Origin of the sequence: Tistrella mobilis (assembly GCF_041468085.1) — a bacterium.
In the GTDB taxonomy this organism is placed as follows: domain Bacteria; phylum Pseudomonadota; class Alphaproteobacteria; order Tistrellales; family Tistrellaceae; genus Tistrella; species Tistrella mobilis_A.
Map to the genome: position 1 here is coordinate 4638569 of NZ_CP121017.1, position 23183 is coordinate 4661751.

The 23183-nt window shown below is 68.7% G+C and carries 22 protein-coding genes; 11 read left to right on the forward strand and 11 right to left on the reverse strand.

Features of this window, described 5'->3' with window-relative positions; genetic code table 11:
* The first annotated feature begins 128 nt into the window (after window positions 1-128).
* Complete coding sequence (locus P7L68_RS26530; protein ID WP_372002791.1) at window positions 129-1085, forward strand: LysR substrate-binding domain-containing protein; 957 nt, start codon at window positions 129-131, stop codon at window positions 1083-1085.
* A gap of 23 nt (window positions 1086-1108) precedes the next feature.
* Here P7L68_RS26530 and P7L68_RS26535 read toward each other — a convergent pair whose 3' ends face one another.
* Window positions 1109-2230, reverse strand: coding sequence for an alkaline phosphatase D family protein (locus P7L68_RS26535; RefSeq protein ID WP_372002793.1), 1122 nt, complete (start codon window positions 2228-2230; stop codon window positions 1109-1111).
* A gap of 155 nt (window positions 2231-2385) precedes the next feature.
* On the opposite strand from P7L68_RS26535, the gene P7L68_RS26540 reads away from it, so the two are divergent.
* Window positions 2386-4113: a monovalent cation:proton antiporter-2 (CPA2) family protein gene (locus P7L68_RS26540; RefSeq protein ID WP_372002795.1), complete on the forward strand. Its 1728-nt coding sequence runs from the start codon at window positions 2386-2388 to the stop codon at window positions 4111-4113.
* A 23-nt stretch (window positions 4114-4136) separates the two neighbouring features.
* Here the strand turns inward: P7L68_RS26540 and P7L68_RS26545 are convergent, their stop codons facing one another.
* Window positions 4137-4766 carry a carbonic anhydrase gene (locus tag P7L68_RS26545; protein WP_372002797.1) on the reverse strand — a complete coding sequence of 210 codons (630 nt, stop codon included), beginning with the start codon at window positions 4764-4766 and terminating at the stop codon, window positions 4137-4139.
* Between the two features lie 257 nt (window positions 4767-5023).
* Between P7L68_RS26545 and P7L68_RS26550 the strand changes: the two genes are divergently transcribed.
* From P7L68_RS26550 to ugpC, 5 genes are all read left to right on the forward strand, one after another.
* Entirely contained in the window at window positions 5024-5806 is a 783-nt protein-coding gene (locus P7L68_RS26550; RefSeq protein WP_372002799.1) for a glycerophosphodiester phosphodiesterase family protein, read from the forward strand.
* 97 nt (window positions 5807-5903) lie between these two features.
* Window positions 5904-7232 (forward strand): sn-glycerol-3-phosphate ABC transporter substrate-binding protein UgpB, encoded by a 1329-nt coding sequence (ugpB, locus tag P7L68_RS26555; RefSeq protein ID WP_372002801.1) that lies wholly within the window; start codon window positions 5904-5906, stop codon window positions 7230-7232.
* A 96-nt stretch (window positions 7233-7328) separates the two neighbouring features.
* Entirely contained in the window at window positions 7329-8216 is an 888-nt protein-coding gene (gene ugpA / locus P7L68_RS26560) for a sn-glycerol-3-phosphate ABC transporter permease UgpA (RefSeq protein WP_372002803.1), read from the forward strand.
* 21 nt (window positions 8217-8237) lie between these two features.
* Window positions 8238-9086 carry a sn-glycerol-3-phosphate ABC transporter permease UgpE gene (gene ugpE / locus P7L68_RS26565; RefSeq protein WP_372006969.1) on the forward strand — a complete coding sequence of 283 codons (849 nt, stop codon included), beginning with the start codon at window positions 8238-8240 and terminating at the stop codon, window positions 9084-9086.
* Window positions 9087-9157: 71 nt separating this feature from the next.
* Window positions 9158-10300 carry a sn-glycerol-3-phosphate ABC transporter ATP-binding protein UgpC gene (gene ugpC, locus P7L68_RS26570; RefSeq protein ID WP_372002805.1) on the forward strand — a complete coding sequence of 381 codons (1143 nt, stop codon included), beginning with the start codon at window positions 9158-9160 and terminating at the stop codon, window positions 10298-10300.
* 87 nt (window positions 10301-10387) lie between these two features.
* On the opposite strand, the gene P7L68_RS26575 is transcribed toward ugpC, so the two are convergent.
* The 3 genes from P7L68_RS26575 to P7L68_RS26585 form a co-directional block, all read right to left on the reverse strand.
* Window positions 10388-11284 carry a mechanosensitive ion channel family protein gene (locus tag P7L68_RS26575; protein ID WP_372002806.1) on the reverse strand — a complete coding sequence of 299 codons (897 nt, stop codon included), beginning with the start codon at window positions 11282-11284 and terminating at the stop codon, window positions 10388-10390.
* Between the two features lie 73 nt (window positions 11285-11357).
* The gene (locus tag P7L68_RS26580) at window positions 11358-11702 is read right to left on the reverse strand and encodes a TM2 domain-containing protein (protein WP_372002808.1); all 345 of its coding nucleotides are present in this window, start codon (window positions 11700-11702) and stop codon (window positions 11358-11360) included.
* A 107-nt stretch (window positions 11703-11809) separates the two neighbouring features.
* On the reverse strand, window positions 11810-12934 hold the full coding sequence (locus P7L68_RS26585) for an NAD(P)H-dependent flavin oxidoreductase (protein ID WP_372002809.1): 1125 nt from the start codon (window positions 12932-12934) through the stop codon (window positions 11810-11812).
* A gap of 120 nt (window positions 12935-13054) precedes the next feature.
* On the opposite strand from P7L68_RS26585, the gene P7L68_RS26590 reads away from it, so the two are divergent.
* A complete protein-coding gene (locus P7L68_RS26590) occupies window positions 13055-13912 on the forward strand; it encodes a LysR family transcriptional regulator (RefSeq protein ID WP_372002811.1) in 858 nt (285 codons plus the stop codon).
* A 6-nt stretch (window positions 13913-13918) separates the two neighbouring features.
* On the opposite strand, the gene P7L68_RS26595 is transcribed toward P7L68_RS26590, so the two are convergent.
* Entirely contained in the window at window positions 13919-14623 is a 705-nt protein-coding gene (locus tag P7L68_RS26595) for an alpha/beta hydrolase (RefSeq protein ID WP_372002813.1), read from the reverse strand.
* A gap of 37 nt (window positions 14624-14660) precedes the next feature.
* The gene (locus tag P7L68_RS26600) at window positions 14661-15389 is read right to left on the reverse strand and encodes an alpha/beta hydrolase (RefSeq protein ID WP_372002815.1); all 729 of its coding nucleotides are present in this window, start codon (window positions 15387-15389) and stop codon (window positions 14661-14663) included.
* A 138-nt stretch (window positions 15390-15527) separates the two neighbouring features.
* Here P7L68_RS26600 and P7L68_RS26605 point away from each other — a divergent pair, with 138 nt between their 5' ends.
* Together P7L68_RS26605 and P7L68_RS26610 are read left to right on the forward strand one after the other, a co-directional pair.
* The gene (locus P7L68_RS26605) at window positions 15528-15956 is read left to right on the forward strand and encodes a nuclear transport factor 2 family protein (protein ID WP_372002817.1); all 429 of its coding nucleotides are present in this window, start codon (window positions 15528-15530) and stop codon (window positions 15954-15956) included.
* A 117-nt stretch (window positions 15957-16073) separates the two neighbouring features.
* Complete coding sequence (locus P7L68_RS26610) at window positions 16074-16799, forward strand: MarC family protein (protein ID WP_372002818.1); 726 nt, start codon at window positions 16074-16076, stop codon at window positions 16797-16799.
* 36 nt (window positions 16800-16835) lie between these two features.
* Here the strand turns inward: P7L68_RS26610 and P7L68_RS26615 are convergent, their stop codons facing one another.
* Together P7L68_RS26615 and P7L68_RS26620 are read right to left on the reverse strand one after the other, a co-directional pair.
* The gene (locus P7L68_RS26615; protein ID WP_372002820.1) at window positions 16836-18374 is read right to left on the reverse strand and encodes a hypothetical protein; all 1539 of its coding nucleotides are present in this window, start codon (window positions 18372-18374) and stop codon (window positions 16836-16838) included.
* A gap of 112 nt (window positions 18375-18486) precedes the next feature.
* Entirely contained in the window at window positions 18487-20874 is a 2388-nt protein-coding gene (locus P7L68_RS26620) for an RNA degradosome polyphosphate kinase (protein ID WP_372002822.1), read from the reverse strand.
* Between the two features lie 147 nt (window positions 20875-21021).
* Between P7L68_RS26620 and P7L68_RS26625 the strand changes: the two genes are divergently transcribed.
* Window positions 21022-21540, forward strand: coding sequence for a histidine phosphatase family protein (locus tag P7L68_RS26625; RefSeq protein ID WP_372002824.1), 519 nt, complete (start codon window positions 21022-21024; stop codon window positions 21538-21540).
* Here the strand turns inward: P7L68_RS26625 and P7L68_RS26630 are convergent.
* Together P7L68_RS26630 and glyA are read right to left on the reverse strand one after the other, a co-directional pair.
* Window positions 21534-21878, reverse strand: coding sequence for an antibiotic biosynthesis monooxygenase (locus P7L68_RS26630; RefSeq protein ID WP_372002826.1), 345 nt, complete (start codon window positions 21876-21878; stop codon window positions 21534-21536). The two genes, P7L68_RS26625 and P7L68_RS26630, sit on opposite strands and share 7 nt — an antisense overlap.
* Before the next feature lie 11 nt (window positions 21879-21889).
* Window positions 21890-23176, reverse strand: a complete 1287-nt coding sequence (glyA, locus tag P7L68_RS26635; protein ID WP_372002828.1) for a serine hydroxymethyltransferase — start codon at window positions 23174-23176, stop codon at window positions 21890-21892.
* Window positions 23177-23183: the final 7 nt, after the last annotated feature.

Here is a 23183-nt window from a genome sequence, read left to right on the forward strand (position 1 = left end):
CTGCGGGGGAGAGGGGGAGGGCGACGCAATCCGGCAGTGGCCACTCTGCCGCCGCTTCCGCTATGATGAAAGTGAATGTTCCTGATGACAGCATCACGGATCGTGATGCTGAGACGGAGACCACGCCGATGGGCACCACTGAACTTGCCCTTGCCCGTGCCGGCCTGCCCGGCCGCCCGGATCCCGTGCTGCCGGCGCTGGAGATCGATCTGCTGCGCGCTCTTGTGGCGGTGATCGACCAGGGCGGCTTCACCGCTGCGGCCGAGCGGCTGAACCTGACCCAGTCTGCCGTGTCCATGCAGTTGAAACGACTGGAAGACCGGCTGGATCGCCGGCTTGTGGAGCGCGATCGCCGGGGTGTACGCCCCACGGCCGATGGCGAGGTGCTGATCGGCTATGCCCGGCGCATGCTGGCCCTGAACGACGAGGCGGTGCTGCGCCTGCTGGATGCCGGCGCCCGCGGCCGGGTCCGGATCGGCGCGCCCGACGACTATGCCAGCGTCTTCCTGCCGCCGATCATCGCCCGTTTCGCAGCCGCCAACCCCAGAGTCGAGATCGAGGTCCACTGCGCCCTCTCACGCGAGCTGGAGGTCGAGCTTGCCCAGGGCGGCCATGATCTGGTCCTGGTTACCCGCCGCGACGGCCATGGCGGCGGTTCTCTGGTCCGGCGCGAGCCGCTGGTCTGGGCAGCGGCCGCCGGTCACCGGCCCGAGACGGCAGAGACGGTGCCGCTCGCCCTCTTCCCCGAGGGCTGCGCCTTCCGGCCCCATGCGCTCGCGGCACTCGACCGGGCGCGGAAGCCCTGGCGGGTGGCGTTGACCAGCGGCAGCCTGTCGGGCATCCAGTCCGCCGTGGCCAGCGGCCTCGCCCTCACCGCACTTGCCCGCAGCACCGTGCCGCCGGACTGGCGGATCCTGGGGCCGGAAGACGGCTTCCCGCCTCTGCCCACGGTCGATATCGCACTCAAGACGGCCGAGCGCCCCTCCGAACCGGTACGGCTGATGGTCCGTCATCTGCTGGAAGCGCTGGGTGCCCCCACCATCGTGCAACCGGTCCCCATCGCCCCGCCGGTCGCCTTCGGCTGAGGCCGGCGGGGCGGAAAGATCGGTCAGGCGATCCCGGCTATCGATACGCTCACCCGCCGCCGCGGGATGCCGCCGGCATCGACCACGGCCAGATCGATTGTGCCCGCCCACCAGTCGATGTCGATCCGGCCCCAGTTTTCCAGTGGCCAGATCGGCGTCAGCCGGTTCGGTCCCGGCTCGTCGACGATCGCGAGATTGGGCAGATTGACGCTGCTCGACGTCAGCTCCGTCACCGGATAGGGCGGCCCGTCCGGCCCGGCCGCGCGGCGATAGATCGCCCCCAGATGCCGGTCGCCCGACAGCAGCACCACGCCGCCGGCACCGGTATCACGGATCAGCCGCCAGAACCGCGCCCGCTCGTCCGGCATGCGCGACCAGCCTTCCCAGCCATGACCGTCAGCCACAAGCTGCACCGAACTGACCACAAGCCTGAGCTCTGCCGGCTGGCGGAAACAATCGGCCAGCCAGGCCCATTGATCCTCGCCCAGCATACGGGCTCCCGGTCCGGCGGGCAGATAGCGGCCGCCACCTGGGATGGCGGTCCCCTGGGGGGCCGGATGCAGAGCGGTACGGAAGCTGCGCAGATCCATCAGGATCACCTGCAGCCGGCGCCCCTCGGGCCCAAAGACGGCGGCATGGTGGAGCCCCGGCCGCATCCACCGCGGATCGCCGGCCTCGATCTGCCAGAATTTCAGGAAAAGCGCCTTCGCAGCCGCCTTGTGCGGGAAGTCTGCGCCGCCGTCGTTCACGCCATAGTCGTGATCGTCCCAGATCGGCATCACTGCGCGGTTGCTGCGCAGAGCGGCCAGTGCCGGCCGGGTTCCGGCCAGGTCATAGGCGGCGGCAAGTTCCGCCATCGCAGGGCCGGTGACGTCGCCATAGACATTGTCGCCGGCGAAGATCGCGACCTGGGGGTCATAGGCCAGAACATGGTCGAGTGCCGGTGCCGGCCGGGCCTGATGAATGCAGGACATCAGGGCCACGCGCGAGACCGGCGCAACGGGGGTCGCAGAAGCGGCGGATGCCGCAAGCAGCCGTGCCGCGCCGGCAAGGGCCAGCCCCGCCGCACCGGCCCTGATCAGGCTGCGACGCCCGATCGGGGCGGAGGCGACCGCAGGATTATGACGGGACCGGTTGGTCGACACGGCACCAGCTCCTTCGCCAGCAGGGGAAGATCATTCTGGGCGATGTCGGCGTCAGACAGATGACAACAGCGGCCCGGCGTGATTTTGCGGTTGACGCCGCCCCGGCGCTGCTGTTCTGGAACAGGATACCCCATCGCCACCGGAAGTTCCTGCCCATGAGCCAGCTCGGCCCGCTCGTCGACATCGTCACGGCACTTGCCGCCGCCGTGGTCATCGTGCCGGTGTCGATCCGTATCGGCGCCTCGCCGGTGCTGGGCTATCTGGCCACGGGCCTGGCGGTCGGCCCCCATGGCTTCGGCCTGGTCGAAGAGGGCCCGGCGCTGCATCTCTTCGCCGAATTTGGCGTGGTCTTCCTGCTGTTCTCGATCGGCCTCGAACTCTCTTTCGAACGCATCCGGACCATGCGGCGCCTGGCGCTGGGGCTGGGGGCCGCCCAGGTGGTGGTGACTGCCGCCGTCATCGCGGCGATCGGCACGGCGCTGGGCCTGGCGCCGATGACCGCGGGCATTCTGGGCTGCGCCCTCGCGCTCTCCTCCACCGCCGTGGTGCTGCAGTTGATGGTGGAGCGCGGTGAACAGGTCACCCGCATCGGCCGGGTCGCCATCGCCGTGCTGCTGTTCCAGGATCTGGCGGTGGTGCCGATGCTGGCGGCTCTTCCCCTGCTCGGTGCACCGGGAGAAGATGCCCTGATGGCGCTGGGCCTGGCGGTGGTCAAGGCGGCGGTGGCACTGGCCGGCATCTCGCTGGCCGGCCGCTATCTGTCGCAGCCGGCTTTCCGGCGGATCGCGGCGCTGCGCAACCCGGACGTCTTCATGGGGGCCACCCTGCTGGTGGTGCTGGGCACCGCTTTGCTGACCGCGCTTGCCGGCATGTCGCTGGCGCTCGGGGCCTTCCTGGCCGGCGCCCTGCTGGCCGGCACCGCCTTCCGGCACCAGATCGAAGGCGACATCGAGCCGGTACGCGGCCTGTTTCTGGGTGTGTTCTTCCTGTCGGTGGGCATGGGCATCGATCTGGCGCTGGTTCTGCGCGAACTGCCGCTGGTGCTGGGGCTGACCGCGGGGCTGATCCTGGTCAAGGCGGCGGTGCTGGGCGGCCTTGCCCGCGGCTTCGCCCTGCCGGTCTCTCTGTCGGTGCGATCAGGCCTGCTGCTCGCCCAGGGCGGCGAATTCGCTTTCGTGGTCATGGCGACCGCCGGCAGCTTCGGCCTGATCGCCCCGGCCGAAGCGGCGCCGATCGTGGCCGCCGTGGCCTTCTCCATGGCGCTGACGCCGCTTCTGGATGCCGCGGGCCGGCGGCTGGAACAGCTGCTCACCCCGCCCGTGGCGACGCCCCAGACGGCACTCGGCGACGAGGCCGCCGATCTTGAGGAACATGTGCTGGTGCTGGGCTTCGGCCGGGTCGGCCGGACTTTGGCCCATGTGCTGGAAAACAGCCGCCGCCCCTATCTGGCGCTCGATCTGGACAGCGAGCGGGTGACCCAGGGCCGCGGCCAGGGCCACAACGTCTTTTTCGGCAACGGCGCCCGCCGCGACGTGCTGCGCGCCGCCGGCATCGAACGCGCCACGGCCGTGGTGGTGACCATCGACAATGCCGGCGCGGCCGAGCGTGCGGTCAGGACCATCCGCCATGCCGCGCCGGGGGTGCAGATCATCGCCCGCGCCCACGACACCCGCCACGCCGATCGGCTGCGTGTCGCCGGCGCCGATCGCGTGTTGCCCGAGACCATCGAGGCGAGCCTGATGCTCGCTGCCGCGACCCTCGACGCCGTCGGCCAGTCTGCCGAGGAAACAGAAGCCTGTCTCGGCCAGCTCAGGGCCGACGGCTACGCCCAATTGCTGCCGTTGATCGTCGGCCGCAATCAGGACGACGGCGGCAGCCACTGATCGGCGGGGCCACGTCGCGGAGCTTACACCGGCTTGAAATCGTCGCTTTCGGCGTCATACGCCATCAGCTGAGCACGGCCGATATCGTAATACCAGCCATGGAGCTGAAGCGTCCCCTGCTCCAGCCGCTCGGCGATCCAGGGGAAGGTGGCGAGGTTCTTCAGCGACACCTTGATCGATTCGAGTTCGCAGAGATGCTGGTGCTCGTGGGCATCGACATGGGCGTGATCATGCAGCACCTGCTCACGCACGCCGTCGATCTGCGACATCCAGACGTCGATGAAATCGGTGCTGGGCTGGGTCGGATCGCGCTGCAGCAGGGCCCGGATGCCGCCACAGCCGGCATGGCCCATCACCACGATGTGTTCGACCTTCAGCCCGTCGACCGCGAATTCCAGCGCCGCCGAAGTGCCGTGGCGGGCGCCGTCGGGCTCGAAGGGCGGCACCAGATTGGCCACGTTGCGCAGAATGAACAGATCGCCCGGATCGGCGGAGGTGATGATCGCGGGATCGACGCGACTGTCACAACAGCCGATCACCATGACCTTGGGGGTCTGCTGGCGGGCCAGCTTTTCGAAGAACTCCGGCCGGGTCTGCATGGCATCGTCGCGAAAGCGGCGAAAGCCGTCGATCACCTTCTCGAGCGCGTTCAATATCGTCTCCTCGGGCATCCACGGTACCGCATGCGGTACCGTCTGGCTCTGGACTTCCCCCATCTCTCCAGCCTTCTAGATAGCATCGCCCCCCAGGCGGCGAAAGTCCCCGCCTTGCGCAGTGGTGCAACGCCATCGGCGGGCGATATCACGCTGCGGTAACATCGCCGCCACGAAACCGTCAAAAGGCCACGGTAGAACCGCGACCAGTCGACGGTTCTGCACCCTCGTCTCAACCGTCGATCCGGTGACCCATCATGAGCACATCCGACGCCGTGTCCCGTCCTGCTTCACGCGCCAGCCTGCCCGCCGGCTTCGTCATCGGCCATCGCGGCGCAAGCGGTCATGCGCCCGAGAACACGCTGCCGGCGATCCGCCGCGCGGCGGAGCTGGGTGCGCCGATGGTGGAATTCGACGTGAAGCTCACCCGTTCCGGCGTGCCGGTGCTGCTCCATGACGACCGGGTGGAGCGAACCACCGACGGCCGCGGCCCGGCTGCGGGCTTCGAGCTGGCGGCGCTCAAGGCACTGGATGCCGGCGCCTGGTTCGCGCCCGGTTTCGCCGGCACCCGCATTCCGACCCTGGCCGAGGCCGTGGCGGTGCTCACCGAAACTGGTCTCGATGCCAATGTCGAGATCAAGCCCTGCCCTCATCGTGAGGCCGAAACCGCGGCGGTGGTGGCAGAGGAGCTGCGCCGGCTCTGGCCGGCAGGCAAGCGGCCGCCGCTGCTCTCTTCCTTCGAGATGGCCTCGCTCCGCACCGCGCTGAGCGTCGCCCCCGAACTGCCGCGGGCCCTGCTGTTCGAAGGCCTGCCCGCCCCCCGCACCCTGGAGGCGCTGGTGGGGGAGCTGCGCCCCGCCGCCCTGCATCTGTGGGAGCGGGTGATCGACAAAGGCCTTGTGGCCTGGGCGCGCATGCGCGGCCTCGACCTCAGGGCCTGGACGGTCAACGACCCCGCCCGCGCCGCATATCTGCACGCCCTTGGCGTCACCGCCGTGTTCACCGATTTCCCCGACCGGATGCTGTCCGGGGCAGGCTGACCCCCCGCCCGCTGCCGCAGACGATCCGGTCGACCCGCACCTGTCCCCAAGACCGACCCCGGAAGACAGCACCTCCGGACCCTCAGGGAGCGTCGTCATGAACAAGACCTGGATCGTTGCCGCGGCCGTGGCCGCCAGCTTCACCGTCGGCGGTTTCGCCGGCGCCGCCGATGCCGCCACCAAGGTGGAATGGTGGCATGCCATGGGCGGTGAGCTTGGCCAGAAGGTCGAGCAGATCGCCAAGGACTTCAACGCCGGCCAGTCGGATTACGAGATCGTCCCGGTCTACAAGGGCAATTATGCCGAAACCATGACCGGCGCGATCGCCGCCTTCCGCGCCGGCCAGCAGCCCGCGATCGTGCAGGTCTTCGAGGTCGGCACCGCCACCATGATGGCGGCCAAGGGTGCCGTGAAGCCGGTTTACGAGGTGATGGAAGAGGCCGGCGAGCCCTTCGATCCCAAGGCCTATCTCCAGGCGGTGACCGGCTATTACAGCACCACCGACGGCCGCATGCTGTCGATGCCGTTCAACAGCTCGACGACGGTCATGTATGTCAATCTCGACGCCGCGAAGAAGGTCGGCATCGACTACAAGACCGATCTCGCCACCTGGGAACAGGTCGGCGACTACATCAAGAAGGCGCAGGCGGCGGGCTATACCTGCGGCCTGACCACCGGCTGGCCGTCCTGGGCCCAGCTTGAGAACTTCTCGGCCTGGCACAACCTGCCCTTCGCCACGAAGCAGAATGGTTTCGGCGGCTTCGACACCGAACTGGCCTTCAACGGCCCGGTGCAGGTGAAGCATCTGGAGACGCTGGGTGAATGGCAGAAGACCAAGGCCTTCGACTATGGCGGACGCCGCAGCGATGCACGCCCGAAGTTCATCTCGGGCGAATGCGTGCTCTATATCGACAGCTCCGCGTCACTCGCCGGCATCCGTAATGGCGTCAAGGACTTCACCTTCGGCGTGACCATGTTGCCCTACTGGAAGAGCGCGGTCGAAAAGCCCCAGAACTCGATCATCGGCGGCGCCAGCCTCTGGGTGCTGAACGGCAAGCCGGCCGAAGAGTACAAGGGCGTCGCGAAGTTCTTCAGCTACCTGTCGTCGCCCGAGGTTCAGGCCGACTGGCACCTGTTCACCGGCTATCTGCCGATCACCAATGCGGCCTATGAATATGCCAAGAAGCAGGGGGCCTACGAGAAGACCCCGGATGCCGAGGTCTCGATCCTGCAGATGAACCTCAACCCGCCGACCGAGAACTCGAAGGGCCTGCGTCTCGGTAACTTCGTCCAGATCCGCGACGTGATCGAGGAAGAGATGGAGCAGGTCTTCGCCGGCAAGAAGACCGCCAAGGCCGCGCTCGACGACGCCAAGGCGCGTGGCGACGAGCTGCTGCGCCGGTTCGAGCGGACCGCCGGCAACTGATCACCTGAAGATCCGTGCAGCCGGCCCGTGCGGGGGGTGCTCCCCCGCACGGGCCGCGTCGCTTCGTATCCCATCCACCCGGAACCCGTCCGCCCCATGGCCACCCGCTCGCTCTTTCGCGGCAGAGCCCTGCCGCTTGCCCTGGTCGCGCCCCAGATCGCCATCACCCTGATCTTCTTCGTCTGGCCTGCGGCCCAGGCGCTGAAACAGTCGATGCTGATCGAGGACGCCTTCGGCTTCGGCTCGGAATTCGTCTGGTTCGAGAATTTCGAAAGCGTGCTGACCGATCCCGGCTATCACAACGCGATCGCGGTTACGGCGCTGTTCAGCATCGGCGTGATGCTGGTCTCGCTGAGCCTGGGTCTGCTGCTGGCGGCGCTGGTCGACGGGGTCACCTCACGACGGGCCGGTGCCGTCTACAGGGCGATCTCGGTCGCCCCCTATGCCATTGCCCCGGCGGTTGCCGGCGCGCTCTGGTTCTTCATCTTCAACCCCACGGTCGGCATCGTCACCCACTGGCTGAGCCAGGTCGGCATCGACTGGAACCATGTCCGCAACGGCGATCAGGCCCTGCTGCTGGTGATCCTCGCCGCGGCCTGGAAGCAGATCGCCTATAATTTCGTGTTTTTCCTGGCCGGGTTGCAATCCATCCCCCGCTCGCTGATCGAGGCGGCGGCGATCGATGGCGCCGGACCCGGGCGGCGCTTCGTCAGCATCGTTCTGCCCCTGCTCTCGCCCACCGCCTTCTTCCTGATGGTGGTGAACGTGACCTATGCCTTCTTCGACACCTTCCCGGTGATTCACGCGGTCACCCAGGGCGGTCCCGGCAATGCCACCGAAACCCTGGTCTACAAGGTGTTCCGCGACGGCTTCATCGGCCTCGATCTCGGCCGGTCGGCGGCACAGTCGGTGATCCTGATGGTGGTGGTCGCCGCCATGACCGTGGTCCAGTTCCGCTGGGTCGAACGCAAGGTCCATTACTGAGCGAGGAATGCTCCCATGGCCATGGTCGAAGGCGGCACCCGCTCGCGTCTCGTCCGTCATGCCCTGATCTGCGGCCTGCTCGCCGCGATCGTCTTTCCGGTCTACATCGCCTTCGTCACCTCGACCCACGAGGCCTCGACGATGCTGCAGGGCGTGATCCCGCTCCTGCCCGGCCCCGATCTGGTCCCGACCTATGCCCGCGTGCTCGCCACCGGCATCCCGACCTTCGGCGACCTGCCGGTTGCGACCATGATGCTGAACTCGCTGGTCATGGCGCTCGGCATCGCCATCGGCAAGATCGTGATCTCCCTGCTGTCGGCCTATGCGATCGTCTTCTTCCGCTTCCCGCTCCGGATGCTGTGGTTCTGGATGATCTTCGCCACCCTGATGCTGCCGGTGGAAGTCAGGATCGTGCCGACCTTCCAGGTGGTGTCGGATCTGGGCCTGCTGAACAGTTTCGGCGGGCTGATCGTACCGCTGCTCGCCTCTGCCACCGCCACCTTCCTGTTCCGGCAGTTCTTCCTGACCATCCCCGACGAGCTGGTCGAGGCCGCACGCGTCGACGGCGCCGGACCGATCCGCTTCCTGGTCGACGTGATCCTGCCGCTCTCGCGCACCAATATCGCAGCGCTGTTCGTGATCATGTTCGCCTATGGCTGGAATCAGTATCTCTGGCCGCTGATCGTGACCACCGACCCGCAGATGACCACGATGCTGATCGGCATCCAGCGCGCGCTGTCCGGCAGCGACGAGCTGACCCCCTGGAACCTGGTGATGGCGATGAGCCTGCTCGCCCTGCTGCCGCCGCTCGCGGTCGTGCTCGGCATGCAGCGCTGGTTCGTCAAGGGCCTGGTCGACGCAGAGAAGTAGTCGTTGGCGGGTGTTTGACGACCCTCGTCCGTATGCGGAATCCCGTCTCAATCCGAAGGCAGACCTGTCCCATGAGCACGCTGACCCTGGCCGATCTGCGCAAATCCTATGCCGACACCCCGGTCATCCATGGTGTCGATCTCGATGTCGCCGATGGCGAATTCGTGGTGCTGGTCGGGCCGTCCGGCTGCGGCAAGTCCACTTTGCTGCGCATGGTGGCGGGTCTGGAGACGGTCACTGCCGGCCGGATCCTGATCGACGGCCGGGTGGTCAACGAGCTGGAGCCCCGGGATCGCGACATCGCGATGGTGTTCCAGAACTACGCGCTCTACCCCCATATGACCGTGTTTCAGAACATGGCCTACGGGCTCAAGATCCGCGGCATGGCCAAGGCCGACATCCGTCGGCGGGTGGACGAGGCCGCCGCCATGCTGGGCCTGGGTGCCCTGCTCGACCGCCGGCCGGCTGCCCTGTCGGGCGGTCAGCGTCAGCGGGTCGCCATGGGCCGCGCCATCGTGCGCGAGCCGAAGCTCTTCCTGTTCGACGAGCCGCTGTCCAATCTGGATGCCAAGCTCCGGGTGCAGATGCGGCTGGAGATCAAGCGCCTGCATCAGCGCCTGGGCGTCACCAGCCTCTATGTCACCCATGATCAGGTGGAGGCGATGACCCTCGCCGACCGGCTGGTGGTGATGAATGGCGGGCGGGCGGAACAGATCGGCCGGCCGCTCGATCTTTATCTTCGGCCGGCCACCCGGTTCGTGGCCGGCTTCATCGGCTCCCCCGCCATGAACTTTATGCCGGCGGCGCTGGCCGCCGATGCAATTCTGGTTGAGGGCGACCGGCCGATCCGCGTCGATCCGGCAGCGCTCGGCCTTGAAGGTCTGACCGGTATGGCCGGGACCGGCGCCGTGCTGGGGCTCAGGCCTGAAGACCTGCATCGCCCCGGCGCCAGTGCACTTGCCGGTGCACCGGTGCTTGAAATGGGGCTGGAGGTGATGGCGGTAGAGCCGCTGGGGGCGGACACCCTGATCCACGGCCGGCCGACCGCGCCCTGCGGCACCGCGCTCGCCGATGCGGCGGGCGAGGCCCGTGGCCTCGTCACCGCCCGTCTCGCCGGTGCGGTCGAGACGGCGCCGGGCGCGCATATGGCCCTTCAGGCGCGGCTCGACCGGCTGCACGTCTTCGGCGGTGACGGCAGGCGCCTCGGCGCCTGAGCATCGGCGACCGGCAGGTTCAGGCGACCGGCAGGTTCAGGCGACTGGCAGGTTCAGGCGACCGGCAGGTTCAGGCGACTGGCAGGTTCAGGCGACCGGCGGCTGGGCCTGTGCCGGGCCGTCTCCGGCCGGGGCAAGCCCCACGGTCACGCCTTTCGGCGCGATGAGGTGCAGGTCGCGCTGCGGGAACGGAATACTGCAACCGGCGGCCTCGACCGCAAGCTTGGCGCGCTTCATCATGTCCCAGCGCAGGTTCCAGTAGTCACCGATCGTGGCGTTGAACCGCATGGTGATGTCGACCGAGCTTTCACCCAGATTGGTGACCATCACCTGCGGAGCGGGATCCTTGAGCACCCGCTCATCCGCGGCCAGAACCGCCGACAGCGCCTCGATCGCGGTGTCGATGTCGTCGTCATAGGCGATACCGACCACGATATCCATGCGCCGGACCGGGTTGCGGGCATAGTTGGTGATCGGCTGCCCCCAGACCTGGCTGTTGGGCAGGCTCATGAACACCCCGTCCGCCATCTTCAGTTCGGTGGTGAACAGATTGACGTTGATCACCGAGCCGGCGCGGCCGCCGGCGTCGATGAAATCGCCGATCCGGAACGGCCGGAGGAAGAGCAGCATGATTCCGGCTGCAACATTCGACAGCGTGCCCTGCAGCGCCAGGCCGATGGCGAGGCCGGCGGCGCCGAGCACGGCGATGATGCTGGCCGTCTGTACCCCGAACTGGCCGAGGACGATGATCACCGTCAGGACCAGGATGCCATAGCGCACCAGGCTGGCGATGAACGGCCGGAGCGTCGGGTCCATATGACTGATCCGGCCGAGGGATCGATCCACCGCCTTCTCCAGCCAGCCTGCGATCAGCCAGCCGCCGATCAGAAGGGCGATGGCGCCGAGGACGGCCATGCCATAGGTCACCGCCAGCGTGCTGAGTGCCGCAACCACGGCATCGATTTCGGTCGTTACCTGATCCATGCGGACGAGGTCTCCTTATCGGTCCATCCACGCCGGTGCCCGCCGGGTCGGGATGCCTCAGCGCGTTGACGCGTCAGCGGGTCAGGCGACCGATCAGCTCCTCGTTACGACGACGGACCATGCCTGGAATCAGGAACAGGTCCAGCAACAGCCAGAGCGCAAGCAGCGCGTAACCGAGATATCCGACCAGCAAGAACACCAGCGCAGCAGATATGCCGTTCAATGCCAGCATGATCAACCCCGAGACCCAGGATCCCAGATACATCCGGTGTACACCGAACCATCCCAGAAAGAACCAGAGAAGATAGGCGAGCAGCGCACTCTTCTTCTCGTTGTCGTAGCGCATCATCATGACCGTCTGGTCGGTTCCGCTGGTGCGGCGTTCCTCCGGCCGGAGAAAATCTTCGTCTCTGCTCATGGGCGGATCCGTCCTGAAGGCGGCCACGGGATGCGGCCGGGGGGTTTCACATGGAACCATGCCCCCTTCCGCATCGCAACCTCGGCCCCGAACATACCAGCCGGGCACTACCGGTCAGACTGTTGCATGCCCTCAAGCGCGGCGGTCAGTTCCTGCCCCAGCCGCTCCACCAGCCCGGCCACCGGCAGCGTTCGGGACAGGCCGGCCCCCGCCCCCGCCCACCAGGCCTGCGCCTCCGGCACACCCGCCGCATCGGCACGGGCGCGGATCGGTCTGGTCAGCCCGTGCTGGGCCGGGAAGGCCGCCAGGGCCGCCGGTTCCACCGGCATGGCCTCGCCCGCCGCCAGAAGCTTGCGGGCCTGACGGGCGGTAAAGGCGCGTGTGAGCACCGTGCGCCCCTCACCCGCCGCCGCGGCCTCGGCCAGCAGACGGCGGTGGCCGGGCTTCGTGCCGGCCTCCGCCGTCGACAGGAAGGCCGTGCCCAGCTGGGCGCCGGCAGCGCCCATGGCCAGGGCCCCGGCGACGCCGCGGCCGGTCATGATCCCGCCCGCGGCAATCAGCGCGACGCCCGCAGCGGCCGCCTCTTCCACCAGCGCCTCCAGCAGCGCCGGCCAGCCGAAGGCCGGGGCCGGCCCGTCGGCATCGAACATGCCGCTATGACCACCGGCATCTGCCCCCTGCACCACGATCATCTCCACCCCTGCCGCGATCAATGCGCGGCCTTCCAGGGGCGTGGTCGCCGTGCCGATCAGTGCGATGCCGCGCGTCCGCGCCGCCTCCACCAGCCCCGCAGGCGGCAGGCCCATGGTGAAGCTCAACGCCGCCGGCGCCTCGTCGAGCACGGCACGGATCTGGGCGTCGAGCGGCGGGGCGGCATCCGAAACATCCTGCGGCAGCTCCGCCCCGACCCGACCCGCCAGCGGTTCCAGCGCCCGGCGTGCCGCCGCAATCTCCTCGGCCCCGGCGATCCGCCCCTTATGGAAGAACAGGTTGACGGCAAACGGCCGGTCGGTCTTCGCGCGGATTGCACGGATCTCCGCCGGGATGTCCTGGGCGCGGGTATAGGCAGCCCCCAGCGCGCCCAGAACCCCCGCCTCGCTGGCACCGGCCACCAGTTCCGCGGTGGTGGGCCCACCGGCCATGGGCGCCTGAATGACCGGAAGGCGGAGACCGAAGCGGCGGGTCAGATCGGTGGCGACGACGGGTCGGGCAGACATGGCGGGGGCAGACATGGCAGGGATCTCCGGCAGGGGCTTCTGAACCGTCTTCAGCCTACCCCCGCCATATGCTTGCACACCAGCGACGATCGATGGATCCTGTTTACAGTTTTTATGCAAACAGGAGCGGCAGCCATGGATCTCGCGGACCTGGCGGCGGTGAAAGCGGTGGCGGAGCTCGGCGGTGCGACCCCGGCGGCGGAGCGGCTGAACTGCGTGCCCTCGGCGGTGACCGCCCGCCTGAAGCGGCTTGAAGCCGAACTGAACGTCGCCCTGTTCCGCCGCCGGTCCCGCGGGCTCGACCTCACCGAGGCCGGGCAGCGGCTGAAGGATTATGCCGACCGGCTGCTGATGCTGGCCGAAGAGGCGCGCCGCTCGGTCGCAGGTGGCGGTATGGCCGGTCTGCCGGTCCGGATCGGCGCGATGGAAACCATCGCCGCCACCCGCCTGCCCGGCATCCTGGGCCGCTTCCGGCAACAGGCCGGTGGCGAGGCCCGGCCGATCGGCCTCGCCACCGGTACCACCGACGAGCTGGTCGCGGATCTTCTGCGCCATCGCCTGGACGTGGCGCTGATCGCAGGCCCCCTCGACCACCCTGCCCTCGCCAGCCGTCGCGTCTGGACCGAACACCTGGTCCAGGCGGCTCCCGTGGCCGGGGCAGAGACCGGCAGCGACGGGCTGCCCCTGCCGCTGATCGGCTTCCGGTCGGGCTGCGCCTATCGGGCCCGGGCCGAGAAACTGCTGCGAGAGGCCGGCCGTCTGCCGGTCCGGGTGCTGGAACTGGGCACGCTCGACGGCGTGATCGGCTGCGTGGCGGCGGGGCTCGGCTTCACCATCCTGCCGGCGCGGGTCTTCCAGGGCCATACCGCCCCCGGTATCGCTCTCACCCCCCTGCCCGCCGCCGCCGCAGAGGTCGAGGTGCTGGCGGCCTGGCCGCGCGGGCGCGGCGACGGTCTGGCCGAAGCCTTCGCCGCCGCGGCAGAGGCGGCATAGGCGCGCTCAATCCTGCGGCAGCCGCTCCATCAGGAAGCGGGCAGCCGCCTCGGCACCCTGCTGGTCGATGCCATGGGCAAGGCCGGGCCGGCGGATCAGCTCCGCCGGGATGCCGGCCGCCTCAAGCTTGGCGAGCGCATGGCCCGAGGCCTCCACCGGCACGACCGGGTCGTTGGTGCCGTGGATCAGCAGCACCTCGGGCCGGCGTCCGCCGTCGGTCATCGGCGGCACCTGGCCCAGCATGGCCCCCGAGAAGCCGACGATCGCCGCCGGCGGCTGGTCGAGCGCCAGCCCCACCCCCAGCGACATCATCGTGCCCTGCGAAAAGCCGATCAGGGCCAGCCGGTCGGCGCCCAGCCCATGAACCTTCAGCTTCTCTGCCAGAAAGGCCCTGAGCGGGGCGGCAGCGCGGGCCACCCCCGCCGCCATCCTTGCATGCGCCGCCGCCATATTGGCGGGGTCCCGGCGCAGCATGTCGGGGTCGTAATCGTCCAGGCCGAACCACTGCCGGCCGAAGGGCGACATCTCGCAGGGATAGGGCGCATCCGGCGCATAGAAAGCGGTGTGCGGCAGCGCCTGGGCAAAGAACGGCGCCAGCCCGATCAGGTCCTGGCCGTCGGCGCCATAGCCGTGCAGGAAGACCACGATCCGGCGGACGATACCGTCCTTGGGCAGAAGATCGGGGCCGGTCAGGGTGGCGGGCGCGGTCATGGGTCTGGTCTCCGGAAAGGACAGGCGGTCGGATGGCTCACTGCGGCAGGTGATCGTCGAGGAAAGCGGTCGCCGCCGCAAGCCCGGCGAAATCGACCCGGTGATCCAGCCCCGGCCGGGCCAGAAGCCGGACAGGGAAGCCGGCCGTCCCAAGCCGCGCCTGCACCCACCGGGCCGAGGCGAAGGGCACCACGTCGTCGGCCTCGCCATGAACCAGCATGACCGCCGGCCTGGGGCTCGTATCCGGCAGATCCGGCAGCACGCCAAGCAGCGTGCCCGAGAACCCGACCACCGCAGCCGGTGCCGGTTGCCCGGCAGCCAGGCGCGCCGTCATCATGGCCAGCGACATCATCTGCCCCTGCGAGAAGCCGGCGAAGGCGGTCGCCTCGGCCGGCACCTCCAGGCGGGCGACCAGGCCCCCGATCCGTTCCTCCAGCGCCGGGCAGGCGGCCGCGGCGTTCCGGCCCATCAGGACATGGCCCGCGGCATCCTCGGGCGGCATCGCCGCCGGATCGCCCGCCACCCAGCCGGGACGGAAGCCGGGGGTGGAGAACCATTGCCGGCCGCTCACCCCGTCCGGGCAGGTCTCGCCGCCATCGGGGCAGAAGAAGGCCGCCGTGGTCATGCGCCGGGCCATGCGCCGGGCAAGCGCCATCATCTCGCGGCCGTCGCCACCATAGCCATGGAGCAGAACCACCAGCCGCCGCACGGGGCCGTCCTCTGGCAGAAGCAGTTCGTGGGCCGGGACAGGACTTGCGGATGACATGCGGGCTCCCTGGCATCAGGATCGTGCGGCGGGGGTGTCGGCACTGCCGCCGAGCCTGGATCAGATCCCTTTCGGGTGCAATCATCCGATCGGGGCAGGATGCCCGGGACATCACGCCGGCCAAGGACAACGCAACCGATGAGCGACGAGACCGAGACCCGGCAGCGGGCCGATATCCAGGCCCTGCTGCGTGCCCATGCCGCCTTCTACGAGGCCTTCGCAACCCGCGATTTCGCCGCCATGCAGGGGATCTGGGCGGCGCGGCTGCCGATCGCCTGCATTCATCCCGGCTGGGGCGCGCTGGTGGGGCGCGAGGCGGTGATGACCAGCTGGCGGACGATCCTGGCCAATGCCTCGGCCCCGGCACTTGCGGTCGATCTGATCGACGTCACCATCTACGACAGCACCGCGCGCATCCTGGCCTATGAGCGGATCAACGACGCGGTCCTGATCGCAACCAACCTGCTGGCGCGCGAGGACGGGGCCTGGAAGATCGTGCACCACCAGTCGGGCCCGACCCCGCCGCCCACGGAATACGCGACTGTCCCGCCCCATCGCCTGAACTGATCCCCCACCCGGATCTGATCCGACGGCGCGCCCGCGGCAGGGTTGCGACCGTCACATGCCCCGTGACATCGTCGGTCTGACGGCGCGGCTGCCGCGCAGCCTCCAAGGGAGAGTGCGATGCTGGAACTGGCGATCAGTGCCTTCGTCACCCTGTTCGTGGTGATCGATCCGGTCGGGCTGGCGCCGATGTACGGCGCGCTCACCCGCGAGCATACCGAGGCGCAGCGCCGCCGGATGGCCTGTCGCGGCGTGATCGTGGGCGGGCTGGTGCTGCTCGGCTTCGCGCTGGGCGGCGAGGCGCTGCTGAATGCGATCGGCGTCTCGCTCGATGCCTTCCGGGTGGCAGGCGGCATCCTGCTGTTCGTCATCGCCTTCGACATGGTCTTCGAGCGGCGCACCGAACGGCGCAAGCGTCAGGTCGAAGCCGCCCATGCCGCCGACACCCAGGCCGGCGCCGCAGCCATGCTGGCAGCCGAATCCGCCTTCGCCGCCCCCGAACTTCTGGAGGAGGCTTTCGAACACGAGCACGAGGACGTCTCGGTCTTCCCGCTGGCCATCCCGCTGATCGCGGGGCCCGGTGCCATCACCTCCACCCTGCTGCTCACCACCCGTGCCGGGGGCGACTGGGTGGCGACGCTGCTGGTGCTGGGCATCCTGGCCCTGGTTCTGGCCTCGACGCTGGGCGCGCTGCTGATCGCCGGCCGGCTGAACCGCCTGATCGGCGAGACCGCAGCGGCGGTGATCAGCCGGGTTCTGGGCATCCTGCTGGCGGCCCTCGCCGCACAATTCGTGCTCGATGGCGCGGCAGAGCTGGTCGTCGGGGTGATCCGCCAGGGAGCCTGAGGGGCCGGGGATCTGAGTGGTTGGGCGCCAGAGGGCTCAGGCGGCCTCGGCCGCCATCCGCCAGCGGCGGCGCATCACCTTGGCGACGGCCTCCAGACGGCGTTCCACCACCTCACCCATCAGGTCGCGCCCGCCTGCGCGGGCACGCAGCGTCAGTGCCTGGGGCGTCAGCTCCAGCTCCCCCCGGTCGAGCAAAGCCGGGGCACAGCCCGAGAAGGTGTCCCCCAGCCGCAAGGCCAGGCCGATCAGCCGGGCGCGGGCCTGAGCCGGCTGGTCGAGCAGATCGCGCGCCGGCCGGGCATGCAGCCCGGTGATGTTGCCGGCATAGCGCGCATAGACCGCCAGCGCCAGGAAAGCGCGTTCGCGGTGGCGCAGCGGCAGGAAGGGCATGGTCAGGATCTCTTCGATCGCATGATCGGCCCGTCGGTCGGGATGGGCGGCGATGGCGATTTCAGACAGCAGGCAGGCGGCGTGCCGCAGGCGCAGATCGTTCGGTGTCTCGTCGGGGAACAGCGGCGCGATCCAGTCATGGACCCGGTCGCCATAGGCGCCGAAGCCCGAATGCTGATCGGCGATGTCGCGGCAGGCGGCCATCAGCGGATCGGCCGCCCTGAGCGCTGCCGGCAGGTTCTCGTAGAGCACGCCCTCGCGCAGGCCGTAGGTCGAGAACACCACCTCCGAAGGCTTCACCCGCCGCACCAGCCCGGCAAGTGCCGCCGCGGCATGGGGCAGGGTCGCCAGCCGCCGGGCCGGCGCCGCCTTCAGTCGGGCGAGATCGGCGGGCTTCATGCCCATCACCTTGTCGGCCAGCGCCAGGGTCTGGGTCATGTCGAGCGTGTAGCGGTGGATCGCTGCGATCGGGTGGCGGGTCTCGGCGATATGGACCCGCGCGATGGCACGCCAGCCTCCGCCGACCAGATAGAGCCCGCGTCCGGCCGCCTCTGCCGCCCAGGGGGCGTCGTCGAGCGCCTTGTCCACCGCCTCGGTCCAGGCCCGGGCATCGGAACCGCGGGCCGCCAGGCGCAGCGCGCCCACGGGCAGGGTGATCTGGCGGCCGACGGCGCCCTGCTCCACCCGCACCAGCTCCAGCGAGCCGCCGCCCAGATCGGCGACCAGCCCGTCGGCCTCGGGCTCCGACGACAGAACGCCCAGGGCGGAGAGGGTCGCCTCTTCGACACCGGTGACGATCCGGATCGGGATCCCGCACTCACGCTCCACCCGCTGGATGAAGGCGGCGCCGTCGGCGGCATCACGCACGGCGGCGGTCGCAACCGCAATGATCGCCTCGCCGGCAAGCTCGCGACCGATCGCCGCGAAGCGGCGCAGGGCCAGCGCCGCGGCCTCGGCCCGTTCGGGATCCAGCCGGCCGGTATCGGCCACACCGGCGCCCAGCGCGCACAGCGCCTTTTCATTGAAAATGGGCTGCGGCATGCGCTTCAGCCCGTCGAAGATCACCAGCCGCAGCGAGTTCGAGCCGATATCGATCACGCCCAGGCGGCGCGGGCCGTTGCCGGGAAGACGCAGATCCGGCGCCGCATCGGTGCCGGCCGTGGTCGGGAATACCCGTTCGCTCATCCACTCCGTCCGCTTGGGGTGTGCGGTCCGTACTACCTGTCGGCGGCCGCGGGCAGCGCGGCCGGCCCGCCGGCTCAGCGAGGCCCAGCTCAGAGAGGGCGGATCACCGACATCAGGTCAGCGACAGGTGGGGCACTTCCCCCCGCTTCCGCAGCGCCTTGCCCCGGCCCGACAGGCTGGGATTGGTCATGAAATAGGTATGCGCCGAGAAGCCCTCGCCAACCGGGGCCATGCGCTTATACACGCCGTCGGGACCGAGCGTCCAGCTCTGGAGCGTGTCCTTCAGATTGGCGACCATGATCTGGTCCAGCACCTGCTGGTGCACGGTCGGGTTCTCGATCGGCACCAGGGTTTCCACCCGCCGGTCGAAATTGCGCGGCATCCAGTCCGCCGAAGAAATGAACAGTTTCGCCTGGGGCGACGGCAGCGGCTGGCCGTTGCCGAAGCAGACGATGCGGCTGTGCTCCAGGAAGCGCCCCACGATGCTCTTCACCCGGATGCGCTCCGACAGCCCCGGCACACCCGGACGCAGGCAGCAGATGCCGCGGATGATCAGATCGATCTCCACACCCGCCTGCGAGGCGCGGTAGAGCGCATCGATGATCAGCGGGTCGACCAGGCTGTTCATCTTGGCCCAGATCGCCGCCGGCCGGCCGGCCTGGGCATTGGCGATCTCGCCGTCGATATGCTCCAGCAGACGCAGGCGCACGCCGCGCGGGCTGACCGCGATCTTCTCGAAATGTGACGGCTCGGCATAGCCGGTCAGGTAGTTGAACAGATAGGCCGCATCACGGCACAGCGCCTGATCGTCGGTGAAGAACGACAGGTCGGTATAGATCTTGGCCGTGATCGGATGATAGTTGCCGGTGCCGAAATGAACATAGGTCGTCAGCCCCTCGCCTTCGCGCCGGACCACCAGGCTCAGCTTGGCGTGGGTCTTGAGCGAGATGAAGCCGTAGACCACCTGCACGCCCGCACGCTCCAGGTCGCGCGCCCAGCGGATATTGGCCTCCTCGTCGAAGCGGGCCTTCAGCTCGACCAGGGCGGTCACCGACTTGCCGGCCTCGGCGGCGGCGACCAGCGCCTTCACGATCGGGCTGTCATTGCTGGTGCGATAGAGCGTCTGCTTGATCGCCACCACATTCGGATCCATCGCCGCCTGGCGCAGGAACTGCACCACCACGTCGAAGCTCTCGTAAGGATGGTGGACGATCATGTCCTTCTGGCGGATCGCCGCAAAACAGTCGCCGCCATGTTCGCGGATCCGCTCAGGAAAGCGGCTGTTGAAGCTCTGGAACTTCAGGTCCGGCCGGTCGTCGATGATCAGCTGGCGGATATCGGCCATGCCGGGCATGGCGGTCACCACCACCATATCGGGGCTCTTCACCCCCAGTTGGCCCGACACGAAATTGCGCAGGCCTTCCGGCATCTCGTCGTCGATCTCAAGATGGATCACGCTGCCGCGACGGCGGCGCTTCAGCGCGCTCTCGAACAGCCGGACCAGGTCTTCGGCCTCTTCCTCGATTTCCAGATCGCTGTCGCGCAGCACCCGGAACTCGCCCGAGGCGATGACGTCATAGCCCGGGAACAGGCCGTCGATCAGCAGCAGGATCGTGTCCTCGATGCCGATCATCCGGACCTCGTCGGTTTCCGGCAGCCGCACGAAGCGGCCGACCTGGGCCGGCAGGCGGACCAGGGCATTCATCATCGTGCCGTCGGCCTTGCGGCGCAGCTCCAGCACCAGCGCCAGACCGCCATTCGGGATGAAGGGGAAAGGATGCGCCGGATCGACGGCGAGCGGGGTCAGCACCGGGAAGATCTGGTTGCGGAAATGCTCGTCCAGCCAGACCCGCTCCTTCTTGGTCAGCTCCGACGGCGAAACCACCCGGATGCCCTGCTCCTTCAGCTCCCGGCGCAGCATGCGCACCGACCGCTGCTGCTCGCGCATCGTATCATGGGTGCGCTGGCGGATCTGGCGCAGCTGCTGGGCGGGTGTCAGCCCGTCCTGGCCGATCAGCTCGATGCCCATCTCCACCTGGCTCCACAGGCCCGCCACGCGGACCATGTAGAACTCATCCAGGTTGTTGGCAGAGATCGACAGGAAACGCACCCGCTCCAGCAGCGGATGGCGGGTGTTCCAGCTCTCTTCCAGGACACGATTGTTGAAGGCCAGCCACGACAGCTCGCGGTTGATGAAGCGCTGGGGCGAGGTGATGTCGATCCGCCGCTGACCGCGCGCCGGCCGGCTTGCCGCCGGGGCCGGGGCTGCCGCAGGCTCCACCGCCACCGTCGCCGCCGCCACCGCCCGGGCCTCGACCTCGGCTGCACTTTCTCCGGAGCTCGGCACGACGCTCGCGGCACCTGCCGCCGCAGCCGCTTCGGCCGCCGCCGTTTCGCTCAAGGTCTCGGGTACCCCGGCCTCGACGGCCGTTTCCACCGCCGGGGCCGCGGCGGCGTCGGTTTCGGTGACAGGCTGCGCGGCGCGGGGGGTGGTCGGCAAGATGGCTCTCCTGGGCGGGGTCTCTGGCGTGAAAAACGACAATCACGATAGCGGATCTTTGTTGCGGATGCATGATCGAGATGCCATTTCGCGCCTGAGCCCGCGGATCGGACCGCGGCCCCCACGCCCCAGGGAGACTGCCCCCGGATGCCGCGCCTGATCCTGCTCCGCCATGCCAAATCGGCCTGGGACGATCCCGCCCTCGCCGACCACGACCGGCCGCTCAACCGCCGCGGCCGCACCGCCGCCCGGCTGATGGCCAAACCGGTGGCCGAAGCGGCCCCGGATCTGGTGCTCTGCTCCACCGCCCGCCGCACGCGCGAAACGGTGGAGCGCATGGTCGAGGCCGGCGCCTTCCCCGCCGGCCGCGTGGTTCACGACCGCGAGCTCTACCATGCCACCCCGGCCGCCATCCTGGCCGTGGTCCGCGCCCGGGCGGCCGATCACCCGTCGGTGATGGTGGTCGGCCACAACCCCGGCCTGCACGAGCTGGCAGCCGCCATGGCAACCGCAGGCGACGACGAGGCCCGCGCGGCGCTCGCCGCCAAATTCCCGACCGCCGCCCTCGCCGTTCTCGATCTCGAGAACGCGGGATGGCAGCCGGGTGCGGCCCGGCTGATCCGCTTCGTCACCCCACGGATGCTGGAGGCCGCGGCCGGTCAGTGACGACCGATCAGGCTGTCCTCCGGCGCCTCGGCCCGCTGGTGCAGGCCGTAATCCCTGAGCACGGTCATCACCCGCACGTGGTAGTCGTGAAAGATCCGGTCGCGCCCAGCCTTCTGTGCCGAAAGATGAGGGTCGAGATTGCGCCAGCGCAGGACCGCCTCCTCGTCCTCCCAGATCGTCACCGACATCACCTTGGCCGGATGGAGCGTGCTTTGAAAGCACTCTACGGAGATGAAGCCCTCCATCTTCTGCAGCATGGGCTGTAACCGGTTCACCATGTTCACGTAGGTCTGATTCTGTCCGGGCACGGCTTCGAGTTCGAAAGTCACGACGATCATCTGGCGTTTCCTTAACGAGCGTTATGTATGGCAGGGCGATAGACCGGGTAGCGGCGGCAGAGCGTGACGACCTGTTCCCGAACCCGGTCGCGGACGGTCGGGGCTGCGCCCGTTCCCAGCGCGTCGAGCACATCGGCCAGCCAGCCCGCCAGGGCCTCGCACTCGGCGATGCCGAAGCCGCGGGTGGTGACGGCGGGCGTGCCGATACGCAGGCCCGAGGTGACGAAAGGGGAGCGCGGATCACCGGGCACGGCGTTCTTGTTGGCGGTGATCCAGGCATCGGCCAGCGCGGCATCGGCATCGCGGCCGGTGAACGGGCGGTCCGAGAGATCGATCAGCATCATGTGATTGTCGGTCCCGCCCGAGACGATCCGGTAGCCGCGCTCCATGATCACCCGGGCCATCGCCCGGGCATTGGCCAGAACCTGCTTCTGATAGGTCCGGAACCCGGGCGACAGCGCCTCCCTGAACGCCACCGCCTTGGCCGCGATCACATGCATGGCCGGCCCGCCCTGGGTGCCGGGAAAGACCGCACCGTCGAGCTTGCGACAGAAATCCTCCCCCTGCCCCTTCGCCAGGATCAGCCCGCCGCGGGGGCCGCGCAGGGTCTTGTGGGTGGTGCTGGTCACGACATGGGCATGTGGCAGGGGGTCGGGATATTCACCCGCCGCCACCAGGCCGGCGACATGGGCCATATCGACCCAGAAGATCGCCTCGACCTCGTCGGCGATCGCCCGCATACGCGCCCAGTCCTTGCGCCGGGAATAGGCCGAGAAGCCGCCGATCAGCATCCGTGGCCGGGTCTCGCGGGCGATGCGGGCCATGTCGTCATAGTCGATCAGCCCGGTTTCGGGATTGAGCCCGTAGGGCACGATCCGATAGTGGCGGCCCGAGAAATTGGCCGGGTTGCCGTGGGTCAGATGGCCGCCCTGGGACAGGTTCATCCCCATCACCGTGTCGCCGGGCCGCACCAGCGCCAGGAAGATCGCCGCACTGGCCTGGGCGCCGGCATGAGGCTGAACGTTGGCATAGTCGCAGTCGAACAGGGTCTTTGCCCGATCGATTGCCAGCCGTTCGGCAACATCGACATTCTGGCAGCCGCTGTAGAAGCGCCGGCCGGGATAGCCCTCGGCATATTTGTTGGTGAAGACCGAGTTCTGCACCGCCATCACAAGCGGGCTTGCGTAGTTTTCCGAGGCGATCAGCTCGACATGATCTTCCTGACGATCTTCCTCAGAGGCGATCGCCCGGGCAAGTTCGGGATCGACATCGGCAAGGCGGATGGACGGATCGTACATGGCGGGG